This window comes from Nostoc sp. (assembly GCF_036917635.1).
Lineage (GTDB): Bacteria > Cyanobacteriota > Cyanobacteriia > Cyanobacteriales > Nostocaceae > Nostoc.
Genome location: NZ_JBALCW010000102.1, coordinates 1 through 11,517 on the forward strand (window position 1 = coordinate 1; position 11,517 = coordinate 11,517).

The window sequence follows — 11,517 nt, forward strand, 5'->3', positions numbered from 1 at the left end:
CCTTCCCGAACTCAGAGGTGAAACGCTGCTGCGGCCACGATAGTTTAGGGGTAGCCCTACGCAAAAATAGCTCGATGCCAGGATTTTTAATTCAACTCAAGCCTTCTCAAAAAATGATAATGAGAAGGCTTTTGTTTTTTCTGCAATATACTCCTAAAACAACAGAAAAACTTATTTTTTAAAAGCTGATTTCACGAGCGTTGCAGTAGATGCACGAACTTAAGTGATCGATTTGGGTTCTTCTAGCTACGGAGAGGACAGCATTAATATGAGCAGGGCTTCCAGCCTTACCCAAATGCTTGTACTTGCTCAATTTTTTGGGTTGAGTTGTGGAAAAAATTGGTTTGGTCGCGTGTAATTTATAGTACTAATAAGCTTGCTTATTTCCGCGTGCTTGGTAACGCAAAACACAACAATCAGGTGGTGCTACTTCCCCTGAAGCCTGAATTTGTTGAATAGAGAGTTGTAAAGTCGCAATGGCTTGTTGTAGGAGTTCGGCTCTAGAAATAATGTCAGAGTCAACTATCTGGCATTGAAAGTCCGTATGGTACACGCGAACAAAGTATTCTTTATTCCACCATCTATTTTCCCTTAACCGAGCAGTATTGCAACCAATTGGGGTTTTCCATGCTACTTCCTACCCTTCTCCTGACGCAGAAGGGTTAGAATTTGAGTATTACCTGCCCAAAGTCCTGGCTCAACTTTCCAACACAGAAACTTCAAAAGTCTTGTAGACTACTAAGGGAATGCTAAAAATAAATTTTTCAGCAAAATTTTAATTAGTAAAGTCAGCGTAGCGATCGCCACCCTGGAAGTAACAATCAAAAGTTTTTTGCAGTTGGGGGACACACCGTTATTTAAATACCCATCGTATAATCAGTAATGCCTTTGCCAAAACCTACCTTTAGATTTACATGCAGGATTAAAGCGATCGCCTCTTCGACAGCTAAGAATCTAATCAGAGAATGCTTTAGTGTAGCTTACCGTAGGTATCACTTGTTTTCAATTGGGACGGAAATTTCTCTTACGTTGTTTGTGTCTTGCAACTTCTTTGCGCTTGTGTTTTTCCAAAGGCGTTTCAAAGTGACGATGCTTTCTCATGTCTGGAAAAATACCTGCTTTGGAAACTTCTCTCTTAAATCGACGTAAAGCTGACTCAATTCCTTCATTTTCGCCCACAAATACTTGGGTCATTTTCATCTCCTATTTAATTGGTACTGGGCAATTTTAAGCTATCCAGTAGACCGGAGCGCAAAAAGGGCAGATAATGATTCTGCCCTAAAGACGTTAAAACTTAATTTTTGATCTTAAAGCTTAGTAGCGTCCTCCTCCTCCTCGAGAGTATCCGCCACCGCCGCCGCGACGATCGCCACCAAAGGAACCACCTCTATCTTCCTTGGGTTTAGCCTTATTCACTTTCAGGTCGCGTCCCATCCACTCAGCACCATCAAGAGCTTCAATGGCAGCTGTTTCTTCAGCTTCTGTACCCATCTCTACGAAAGCAAAGCCGCGTGGACGTCCTGTTTCGCGGTCGGTAGGCAACTGAACCCGTTTTACAGAACCATGTTCGGCAAAAACAGATGTGAGGTCTTCTTGTGTGACCTCGTAGGATAGATTACCTACATAAATTGACATGCGTTATCTCCAAAATCATAGGTGTGTAGAGATTTAGATTTCGGAGACAAGCTTGTTAAGACCAAAAGGGAAAAGCCTGTCAATACTAAAAACAAACGCTGTAACCGAATTTTATTCTCACCTAATAACCTTAGCACATCATTGAGTTCTTACCCACCGTAACTAAAGATTGGGGATTAGGGATTAGGGATTGGAGACAAATTTATTTATTACCCAGTTCCCACTCACCAGTCCTCAGTCCCAAGTACCCAATTCCTAGTCCCCAGTCACCTCATAATATTGAGTAGCAGATATTCCCCAATTAATTGCAAAATAAATGCAGTTAGTCATTGTTACTAATTGGAAATGCCGACTACACTTGCTGACGCACAAAATTTACTTTCTGACCTGATCGCCCGCTACTGTGAGCGTGTAGATTATCTGATGATTCGCCTTGAAGAAGCAGAAGGGACTGATATCTTGTTGCGTGGCGACAAGGTAGAAACCCTAAGCGTTGGCATCTCCATTGGTGGACATATTCGCGCTTGTTATAAAGGTGGATGGGGTTTGAGCTGCTTTAACCAACTGGCGACAATTCCGGATCGGATAGAAGAAGCGATCGCTGCTGCTCGGATGGTTGGTGATGAAGAAACTTTACTTGCACCTATTGACCCCGTGCAAGCAGTATGCATTCTACCCCTAAAAGGCACTGATCCTCGAAAAATCCCACTCTCTAAGAAAAAACAATTGTGCGATCGCTATACTGAATTGCTCAAAAGCGTTGATCGCCGGATTACCACTACCTCGGTGCGTTATGGTGACAGCGCCCAAAAAGTGATCATAGCTACCTCAGAAGGCACTTTGATCGAGCAATCTTGGGTGGATATGGAAATGCGCTTTGCGGCTACCGCCAGAAATGGTGAAACCGTACAAACTGGACGGGAAACTACTGGCTCTCGCAAAGCTTATGAAGATTTAACTGATTTAGATGAACAGGTAAAAAGTGCAGCTCAAAGAGCGATCGCAGCTTTATCTCTGCCATCGGTCAAAGGCAATACTTATACCGTAGTCATTGACCCAATTCTCACGGGTTTGTTTGTCCACGAAGCCTTTGGACATCTTTCTGAGGCCGATATGGCTTATGAAAACCCCGATCTGTTGGAAGTGATGACCATTGGACGGCGGTTTGGCCCAGAAGAACTGCAAATTTTTGATGGCGCTGCCCCAGAGGGACATCGCGGGAGCTATTTTTACGATGATGAAGGCACGCCTGCTACTACTACTCAACTAATTAAAGATGGAGTTTTAGTTGGACGTTTACATTCTCGTGAAACCGCAGGCAAATTGGAGGAAGCGCCTACGGGCAACGCACGCTGTCTCAATTATCACTTTGCTCCCATTGTGCGGATGACAAATACCTGGATTGAACGAGGTAAAACACCAGTCAAAGACTTATTCACCGATATCAAAGAAGGAGTTTATGCCCGTAATTGGTTAGGTGGGATGACGAATGGGGAAATGTTCACCTTTAGTGCTGGGGAAGCGTGGATGATTAGAAACGGCAAAATTGCTGAACCTGTGCGGGATGTAACGCTTTCGGGAAATGTATTCCAAACTTTAGCGGATATTGAGGCAATTGGTGATGATTTTTACTGGGATGAATCTGGCGGTTGTGGTAAAGGAGGGCAAAACGGTTTGTCAGTGGGTTGTGGTGGACCTAGTCTCCGAATTCGAGATGTAGTGGTTGGTGGGGAAACGTAAACCCCAACCATTGTAGCATTAGGTCTGTATTGGACAAGTTTGTAGTAAGCACTTTAATCCTGATTTTTAAGCACTAAAGTGCTTACTACCAACCATCAAAACTAACTTGACAGACTATTAGTCTCACGGGATAATGGCTCAATTAAAATCAATTTACTAGCCAGAAAGCGACATTACGCACATAAGTTTTGATATCTTCTAAGGCGCGTGGCTCTTTTTTTATGCCATCTCCTGGTGCTTCATCTACAAAAGTAGGACAGCCTTTGTTAATATCCCAGTTGTAATCTACTAAATGATGAAAGCTAGAGTTTGCTACTGCTCGTCCTAGTATATTCCCTTGTTCATCTTGATGATGCTCGATGGCAACAACCAAATTGAAGTTACGACCTGTAACTAAACTTTTACCCAAAGCAATTACCCGCGCATTAGCATTGCCCAAAGGCACGCCAATACCGCCTTCATGGGGATGTGTTGGAAAAAATTCGATACTTCCCGAAAGGGAATTGGGATTTTTTAAAAGTTCGTGAATGGGTTCAATAATTGTAATCTTTTGATAATCGCCGTTAGCTCCAGAATGATAGTTAGGCCAGGATATATAAGTTGTGTATGAGTCATCTCGGCTCCAGCGCGATTCATCGGGATCGGGATTTTTGGTGTTGAAATAGTGGACATCACCAATGTCAACTAAACCACACATCGAACAGCCCATATCTTGATGATCGCGTGTTGTCAAAATACCGCCGCCGCGTTGCCGAAAAGCATTAATTCCGGCAATGTCTTTTTCGGTTAAACCCTTATTCACCTCTAAGCCAAATAGCCAAAGTTCATCAAAATCTGATTTGTCGAGACTACTTAAAACTGGGTCATTGCCTACTGCATCTGATTCGTAATCGCGTCCGGTAACTTCAAATAACGAGTTTCCTACTTCGTCTTTAATCGATGCTAAGTAATCTTGTAACATCGAGAAACGAAAAATGCTCCAGTCATCTTCAGTTGTCGGAATTGTAGTCTGCAAAAGAATACGAATTGATTTTGCCATAACCTTTGCCAGATGAACACCACAATTGAGTATAGCGATCGCTTTGCACTAATGCTTAATTAAATACCTCAACATCCCTCCCAAGTATGAAAAAAATCACAACTCTAGGTAGTAGCGCTAGTAGTTGAGGATGGCTAATCTAGATAAAAGTGATTCGATATTCACTCCGGTTTGATTCACCACACCAATCCTCCGTGGCGCGTGCTGGGGATTTACTGCCTGTCTGAGTAAGCTGAATATTAATTAAACGTTCCTTAACACAGCGACAGATATGAAAGCAGATCAACTCCTGAAAAACTATGCCGCAGGTGTCAGAGACTTTACTGGTGTCAATTTGAGCGAAGCAAACTTAAGGGAAGCTAATCTCAATGGCATAATTTTAGATAGAGCAATTTTAGATGGAGCTAATCTAAGTCACGCTAATTTAGCCCAAGCCAGTTTGATTGAGGCAGACTTAAATGGAGCGGATTTGAGCAATGCTGACCTCAGTGGTAGTAACTTAAGCGGAGCTATCTTGGATGGAGCTATTTTGGACGGAGCAGCAATGGAAGGAGCTAATTTGAATCAGGCTGATTTGACGGTTGCTAAACTGATTGAAACTAACTTGAGCGAAGCGGATTTGCAGGAAGCTAGTTTGATAGGGGCGAATTTAGATGGAGCCGATTTGAGTGGTGCAGACTTAACTGTAGCCGATTTATCCCAAGCAAATCTCACTCAAGCAGATTTGAACCAGACAAATTTGAGCGGAGCAAATTTGGATGGAGCCAATATAGAAGGAACAATCCTGGATGAAAATATGTAATACGATTTTGAATTTTAGATTTTAGATTTTGGATTGGAAACCGCTTACTGTATCTGGGTTTTCTCTGTCCATCTATCGCAATCATTTTTCAAATTGGTATAACCAAATTCGTAATTCGTAATTAAATTCGCTTTTAACCCATTTCCCAAAATCTCAGCACCTGATTTTACTGATGTACCCAAGGATTTTTGGGCTTATAGCGCTATCTAAATTGCGGCTAGCGGTGGCTTTGTTGGCAGATTTAGACATGTCTAGGATGGTCACGCTCTGTCGTACCAGTTCGTGGAAGCAAGCTACGTGCAGCGTCTCCAAGAGTTGTGCGGGTTATACACACTTTTTGCCCCGAACAAAATGTCCAACGGCTACAGGTGATTGTCTCGCTAGTAAACGGAGTGGGACTTCCAGCTGTTGATAGGGATATTTTAAAAGTTTATAGCCGCCATACCATTCCCGACTATGCCAGAGAAGCTGTTGCCACTACTGCACCATGAAGAACATTTGTCAACTAGTCCAGTTCCAAAACTGCTTGCATCTTGACGTCCGGCATTGCAGCAATGGTTTATTAGGCATTAGTAGCCATTAGGCAAACATCTGCGACTAAATCAGTCTATGTAGGGTTGCATTCTAGAAGTTGACAAGTAAAATAGGAAACACTGCTTATCGGCTTGGTACTCGTGGAAAAAAAACCATGTAGTTAAAAGCACGTTAGGCTAATATGCGATGGGTGAAAAATCTTAGACCTATTGCCTAAAGCTAATAGCCCCATGTTAACAACACTTCCAGATACTTCTGCCAACCTGGCGATCGCTTTATTAATTAACTATAGTTTCGATCTCAGTGGCTATACTGCCAATGAGCTAGTTGAGCGTTGGCAAACGCAATACCCGCTTAATTGGCTACACCTGGCAGTGATTGAGGCACTATATCAAGGTCGTTATAAAGCTGTTTCCGTGCAGCAAATTTTAGTATTTTGGCAGCGCCGGGATCAAGCTACATATCATTTCAACATGGAATTTGAACGGATGATTTGTAGCAAATTTCCCCAAAGTTTAACCTCATCCCCTGCGCCAGTCCTACCGCCAGCGAATAAAAATCCTATTGTGGAGAAAGTCACGAGTCCTCAATTACCACCTGCTAAGATTCGCAACGGCTATCAACACAGCAATACTGCAACTCTACAACTGAAAAGTTCCGAACAAAAAACATCTTTGAGTGACGAAGAGGGGCAGCAAGAAGATGGAGATAATAAAACTGTCTTAAAGTCTGTGCTTTCTAGGAAATTTGCCTCTTCGGCAACCCTTGAGCTATCGTCTGCTGTTAGCCAAAGGCAAACTTCACAAGAAAGTCCACCGCCTTCACCATCACCAATTCCTCATCAACGACAGCCAAAGCTGCTCCCATCTGCTGCTATTCATGCCCCAATCGGGCAATTTACGCCAGAAAAAAGCGATCGCTCTGAATCTTTTACATCTAAACTCAAAGCGATGTCTGGGGAACAGAATCCGTCAGTTGGGGGGAGTGGGGGAGTGGGGGGATGAGGGGGATAAAGAAAGTGTTTTCTCAATGCCCAATGCCTTCTAGATTTTTATTGTGCAACTAACTGCTTGAAGCGCTCATCATCGGCAATATCATCAAAATCTAGGTCAGTTACTGCGTCTTGTTTATACCTGGGATTAAGTTCAATTGCTTGTTGTAAAGTTAACAGAGATAGTTCAACTTGTCTTTGCAGTGCGTAACAGGCTGCTTTGTTATAAAAGGCACTGTCATAATCTGGGTTAATTTCTAAGGCTTTGTTAAAACTAGCGATCGCTTCATCATCGCGTCCCAATCTTACCAAGGTATAACCGCGTTTATCCCAGATTTTGGGAGAATTGGGTTGGAATTCCAGCGCTTTCTCAAAAGACGCTATTGCCTCTTCATATTGTTCTAATGCTACTAGGGAAAGACCGCGATTCAACCAAGCAACTGCATCATCAGGCTTGATTTGTGTAGCTTTGTCAAATGAGTCAAAGGCTTGCTGATGCTGTTGTAAGTTACCAAAAGCAACGCCGCGATCGCACCAAGCTTGATGATAATCTGGTTGAATCGCAATAGCTCTATTGTATGATGCGATTGCATCTTTGTAGCGTTTCAATCTCCCTAGAGTTAGACCTCGTTTTAACCAAGTCACAGGTTCATCAGCTTGGATTTTAACTGCTTGGTTGTAAGCTGCGATCGCATCTTCATAGCATCTTTGGAAAAATAGCTCATCTCCCTGTTTTACATACTCATCAGCAGTGAATTCTGGTTCTTGTGGCTGTTGGTGTATTTCTTCCTCAACTTCAGAATTCACAACCTCTGGAATGGATGCAGGTGTCATTTCAACGTCAACTTCAGAATTCACCGCCTCTAAGATAGATTGACGTGTAATTTCAGTTAGTTCTTGAAGAATAAGATCCTTTCTTTCTTGGGCATCCAATTGTAACTCAGAAAGTTGGGAGACAAACTCACTTTCTAATTTTTCTAACTTCTCAAAAATTAGAATCTTTTGTTGTTGAGCATTAAATTCTAATTCGGAGAATTGCGAAGTAAACTCAGAACTAGATTTTTCTAAATTCTCAATGATTAGCTCTTTGCGTATTTGAGCATCTAATTGTAATTCAGATAGTTGAGCGGCGAATTCTGACTGCAATGCTGCTAAAACCTCAACAATTTGATTCTTTTGTTCCTGAGTATCTACCTGTAATTCAGATAATTGAAATTTAAATTTTTTATCAAATCTTCCTAAATTCTCAAGTGTTATATCTTTTTCTCTCTGAGCATCTACCTGTAATTTTGATAATTCTTCCGCAAATTCTGACTGCAATTTTGTTAAACTTTCAATACCTATATCCTTTTGCTTTTGAGCATCAGACTGCCATCTTGAAAGTTGAGATGTGAACTCCGACATTGATACTTCTAAATCACCAACGGCTAGTTCTTGCTGTTGTTGCACGCCTAACTTTAAATTAGACAGTTCCTCTGCCATGACAGATGCTAATTTTCCGATATTATCCAGTCCTATATCTCTTTGTTGTTGAATATCAAACTCTAACTTAGATAGAACAGAAGCGAATTGTGACTCTAAAGTTTGTATATTCTCTTGAGATTTTTTCAGTTCAGTTTCTAATCTACTTAATACCTGTGCTTTAGCTAAATCTAGTTCAGATGTAAGGTTTGATAAATATTTTTTTTGTTCCTTTTTAATCTGTTCTTGTAAATTAACCGTTTCCTGTTCTAATTCATAATTTATTTTTTTAGCTTCTTGAATAATATTTTCAGCCTCTTGTTTAACGGTGGCTAGCTGATTTTGTAATTTTTCTATTCCCTGTAGTTGTTGCATTGCTCTATCAACAATTTCACGGATTACCACCCGTCGCAGAAGCCAAAATAAAACAATGATTGCGACTGGAAATAGACTTAATATAACTAGCCAGACATTTAGTAAGATAGTTGTCTGGCTAAAAGCGCTATTAAAATCAGATTGGACTTGCTGTTGAATTCGCTTTTCTGCTCGTAGCCGCGTTAATTCTTCCCGTTCCTGATTTGATAACACCAAAGCAGGAGTTAGTGCTGGCGAAGGTGATGATGCAGATTGTCCACTGGCAATTCCAGGGGACAGCAGTAAGGGTAAAAAGACAATGGTGCTTTTTACAATTAAAGCGAAAACAGCTTGATTTTTGCTCTTCATAACAACCATCTCAGTCTGTTGGTCAGTTTTTGAAGCGGCGTGCCTCTCTCCAATCTATAACAGAATTAAGTAGTGAAATGTTGTAGAGGCAGTGGGAAATGCTGAACAATCCTTAACTAATCCGTTCCCTCGCCCTTACTGTACGGACAATTTCAGTCGTGGAGTGCAGTCAAGTTTTTAACATTTTTTGGGAGATACTATTATAACATTACTAGGTGAAAACCAAGTAGCACAAATAATAATTTATCAACCTCTAGAAGACAGATTGCAGGAAAATTGGCGTTTTATCAGAGCATTCATCGAACTAGGCTCGGGCTTTGTTTCTACAGATAGCAGTATGCAAAGTGTCAGATGTGCGGACTTCGCACTAACATTAGATTATCTAGGGTAAGCAGATTACTCGTCCTAGAATTAACTTAACAAAGGCGGTAAAAAATGGGTCGGATAAATCCTTATACACTGCAATTGCAGATTACCCGAATGTTTGAGCAAGGGCAATCATTTTTTGCCACAACCAAGGTACAGGAATGGTTGAAAGAACGCAAACACAATCCAGAAGATTATGACATTCTTTTCCATAAAAAACCCGCGCCTCCTGGTTCTAAAGAAGTGATGGTAGTGGAAATTGAATTGCGCCGCAAAGATGGACAACCTGTAGATCCTTGGTTGCACGAACAAGCAAATCTCCATGCCTGATTTTAAGAACTAGCAATTTTCAATTTAAATTCATATTATCTTAACAGAATTTATCAAAATATAGCGTTCTCAATTGCAGAACGCTATATTTTATCTTTTATTTAGGGATATATATTATCTGTGCGATCGCCCATATCAAAAACGTTAAATTCAATTCCTTCTAACTTTAGCCTCAAAGCCTCTAATAAAAGATTTACTCTTTCTTCAATAAAAATTGTTAGGGCGTTTTCAGGAAGTGCATCGGCTCTTGACCATTCAAGAATAATTGTCGGTATAAGATGAGAGCGTAGGACTACCTCTAAATCAGGCTCGTCATATTCTTTGAGATAATCTAATGGATTTTTATCGCTAATTTTCAAATTAGTTATTTGAGATAGATAGGCAATATTCATCAAGCTGTCACATTCTATTTGACTAGCAATACCACTCTGTTTAATAAAGTTAACTGGAAAGATATGGTGTAAGTTAGGCTTATCTGTTAGCAAATAATAAACATCAGACAAAATATCTCTATAAGGTTTTGCCCAATCTTGCGGCTTGTGGTTTGCATAAAGTGATAGTATTGCTCTGGATAAGCGACCTCTATAACTGTAGAAAGATTTTCTTATCGAATTCTTATCAATATCAAATTGATTGAATGAGTAAGTACTATTAGCCTTTTGGTGATTAACAAAGTATATATGTTCCCAGAGGTGAGTAGTGTTTGTTAGTAATTCTGCATTATGAAAACTATAATACCAAAAATATTTATTTAAAAAACTATAATCAGGTTTATCATTCCGATAAAAGTATGCTGTAATAGTCAGGTATAAATATCGGTAAGGGATTAATCTTCCACCTTTAATATGCAAAATATTATCAAAGAAATCAAAAGTTTTAGCAACGGCTATTTTAAAATTAGACCATATAGCTTCAATATGTTCTGTTTTTAGCTTATTAAGATACATATCAGTAATATTTTGTATCCCAGCTTCGGGAAATTCAAGTTTTACCACTACTGCTAGCATCTGGAGCAATGTCCAATTATCAATACTGGCATATTGACTACTAGAAATAGTTTTTTTAAATTTATCAAATAATTCCCGAAGATAGAACCCAGAGATATTATTTGTCTTATTTTCAGAGCGAAAAGTCTTCGCAACCACAATATCAAAGATATCCAAGGGTTTGCCAGCTTGATTAATCCGCTCAAATATTTGACAAACTTCCGCAACTTCAATACCTCTTAACTCAATAAAGGAAATTTTGTAACTAGCCAAAACTTCCCTAATTCTCCTAAATTGTTGCATATAACGATGATCGAATTGTCCATTAACACTTACATAAATATTTCTTTCTATTTCCCCACGGTCTTTAATTATATCTATTAACCTGACAATTAGTTTATCTTGATAACGTTGTTTTTTTCCAATATTTGCTTTTAGCTGACCATATCTATCATCGATTTCGTCCCAAAACAAAAACCTTTTTGCATAGCTTGTGTCATCAGTTGCATCAGTAAGTTCAATAGTCAAATCTATATATAGTGTTGGATCAAAATTTTCGTTATTAGCAATCTTACCCCCATGTATTGATGTTAATAAAGAAGTTGTTCTTTGTTGTCCATCTAAAATATACTGATATTCATTAGAGTAAAAATTCTCAGCAAATTTTATACCACCTATTTCTCTATGACTTTCTAGCTTTGTATTAGTTTTCCAAATTAGAATACTTCCTAAAGGATAAAACTTATAAATGCTATCCCAAAGTTTTTTTACATTCTCTTTCTCCCAGACAACATCTCTTTGAAAAGTTGGAATTTGATACTTATGTGAGAGAAGATTTTCCAAATAGAGAGGAATACTCTGAGCATCCGGTTTAATACGTTCAGTAGATGTAAACATAGAATTAACCATA

The 11,517-nt window shown here is 39.7% G+C and carries 12 protein-coding genes; 6 read left to right on the forward strand and 6 right to left on the reverse strand.

All coding sequences use genetic code 11. The features are described from left to right. On the forward strand, positions 1-182 hold a 182-nt coding region (locus tag V7K32_RS25485), incomplete at its 5' end, for a hypothetical protein (RefSeq protein WP_334997197.1). 185 nt (positions 183-367) lie between these two features. Here V7K32_RS25485 and V7K32_RS25490 read toward each other — a convergent pair. The 3 genes from V7K32_RS25490 to V7K32_RS25500 all read right to left on the reverse strand — a co-directional run bounded on the left by V7K32_RS25490 (position 368) and on the right by V7K32_RS25500 (position 1,635). Beyond that, on the reverse strand, positions 368-553 hold the full coding sequence (locus V7K32_RS25490) for a hypothetical protein (protein ID WP_334997199.1): 186 nt from the start codon (positions 551-553) through the stop codon (positions 368-370). Between the two features lie 449 nt (positions 554-1,002). After that, positions 1,003-1,194: a 30S ribosomal protein S21 gene (gene rpsU, locus V7K32_RS25495; protein ID WP_229457305.1), complete on the reverse strand. Its 192-nt coding sequence runs from the start codon at positions 1,192-1,194 to the stop codon at positions 1,003-1,005. Between the two features lie 120 nt (positions 1,195-1,314). After that, complete coding sequence (locus V7K32_RS25500; RefSeq protein ID WP_334997201.1) at positions 1,315-1,635, reverse strand: RNA recognition motif domain-containing protein; 321 nt, start codon at positions 1,633-1,635, stop codon at positions 1,315-1,317. A gap of 345 nt (positions 1,636-1,980) precedes the next feature. Here V7K32_RS25500 and V7K32_RS25505 point away from each other — a divergent pair, with 345 nt between their 5' ends. Next, entirely contained in the window at positions 1,981-3,375 is a 1,395-nt protein-coding gene (locus V7K32_RS25505; protein WP_334997203.1) for a TldD/PmbA family protein, read from the forward strand. 148 nt (positions 3,376-3,523) lie between these two features. On the opposite strand, the gene V7K32_RS25510 is transcribed toward V7K32_RS25505, so the two are convergent. Beyond that, positions 3,524-4,414 carry a hypothetical protein gene (locus V7K32_RS25510; RefSeq protein WP_334997205.1) on the reverse strand — a complete coding sequence of 297 codons (891 nt, stop codon included), beginning with the start codon at positions 4,412-4,414 and terminating at the stop codon, positions 3,524-3,526. A 271-nt stretch (positions 4,415-4,685) separates the two neighbouring features. On the opposite strand from V7K32_RS25510, the gene V7K32_RS25515 reads away from it, so the two are divergent. From V7K32_RS25515 to V7K32_RS25525, 3 genes are all read left to right on the forward strand, one after another. Next, positions 4,686-5,216, forward strand: coding sequence for a pentapeptide repeat-containing protein (locus V7K32_RS25515; protein WP_334997207.1), 531 nt, complete (start codon positions 4,686-4,688; stop codon positions 5,214-5,216). 317 nt (positions 5,217-5,533) lie between these two features. Continuing rightward, positions 5,534-5,707 carry a hypothetical protein gene (locus V7K32_RS25520; protein WP_334997209.1) on the forward strand — a complete coding sequence of 58 codons (174 nt, stop codon included), beginning with the start codon at positions 5,534-5,536 and terminating at the stop codon, positions 5,705-5,707. A 273-nt stretch (positions 5,708-5,980) separates the two neighbouring features. Beyond that, on the forward strand, positions 5,981-6,754 hold the full coding sequence (locus tag V7K32_RS25525; protein WP_334997211.1) for a hypothetical protein: 774 nt from the start codon (positions 5,981-5,983) through the stop codon (positions 6,752-6,754). Between the two features lie 47 nt (positions 6,755-6,801). Here the strand turns inward: V7K32_RS25525 and V7K32_RS25530 are convergent, their stop codons facing one another. Further along, positions 6,802-8,925: a tetratricopeptide repeat protein gene (locus V7K32_RS25530; RefSeq protein WP_334997213.1), complete on the reverse strand. Its 2,124-nt coding sequence runs from the start codon at positions 8,923-8,925 to the stop codon at positions 6,802-6,804. A gap of 435 nt (positions 8,926-9,360) precedes the next feature. Here V7K32_RS25530 and V7K32_RS25535 point away from each other — a divergent pair, with 435 nt between their 5' ends. Continuing rightward, a complete protein-coding gene (locus V7K32_RS25535; protein WP_334997215.1) occupies positions 9,361-9,621 on the forward strand; it encodes a hypothetical protein in 261 nt (86 codons plus the stop codon). Positions 9,622-9,722: 101 nt separating this feature from the next. Here V7K32_RS25535 and V7K32_RS25540 read toward each other — a convergent pair whose 3' ends face one another. Further along, the gene (locus tag V7K32_RS25540) at positions 9,723-11,504 is read right to left on the reverse strand and encodes a GmrSD restriction endonuclease domain-containing protein (RefSeq protein WP_334997217.1); all 1,782 of its coding nucleotides are present in this window, start codon (positions 11,502-11,504) and stop codon (positions 9,723-9,725) included. Positions 11,505-11,517 lie beyond the last annotated feature (13 nt).

Excerpts from the sequence above, each read along its gene's own strand:
- V7K32_RS25500 (WP_334997201.1), bottom strand. The coding sequence starts at position 1,635 with ATGTCAATTTATGTAGGTAATCTATCCTACGAGGTCACACAAGAAGAC.
- V7K32_RS25530 (WP_334997213.1), bottom strand. The coding sequence starts at position 8,925 with ATGAAGAGCAAAAATCAAGCTGTTTTCGCTTTAATTGTAAAAAGCACC.
- V7K32_RS25510 (WP_334997205.1), bottom strand. The coding sequence starts at position 4,414 with ATGGCAAAATCAATTCGTATTCTTTTGCAGACTACAATTCCGACAACT.
- V7K32_RS25525 (WP_334997211.1), top strand. The coding sequence starts at position 5,981 with ATGTTAACAACACTTCCAGATACTTCTGCCAACCTGGCGATCGCTTTA.
- rpsU (WP_229457305.1), bottom strand. The coding sequence starts at position 1,194 with ATGACCCAAGTATTTGTGGGCGAAAATGAAGGAATTGAGTCAGCTTTA.
- V7K32_RS25540 (WP_334997217.1), bottom strand. The coding sequence starts at position 11,504 with ATGTTTACATCTACTGAACGTATTAAACCGGATGCTCAGAGTATTCCT.
- V7K32_RS25535 (WP_334997215.1), top strand. The coding sequence starts at position 9,361 with ATGGGTCGGATAAATCCTTATACACTGCAATTGCAGATTACCCGAATG.
- V7K32_RS25505 (WP_334997203.1), top strand. The coding sequence starts at position 1,981 with ATGCCGACTACACTTGCTGACGCACAAAATTTACTTTCTGACCTGATC.
- V7K32_RS25515 (WP_334997207.1), top strand. The coding sequence starts at position 4,686 with ATGAAAGCAGATCAACTCCTGAAAAACTATGCCGCAGGTGTCAGAGAC.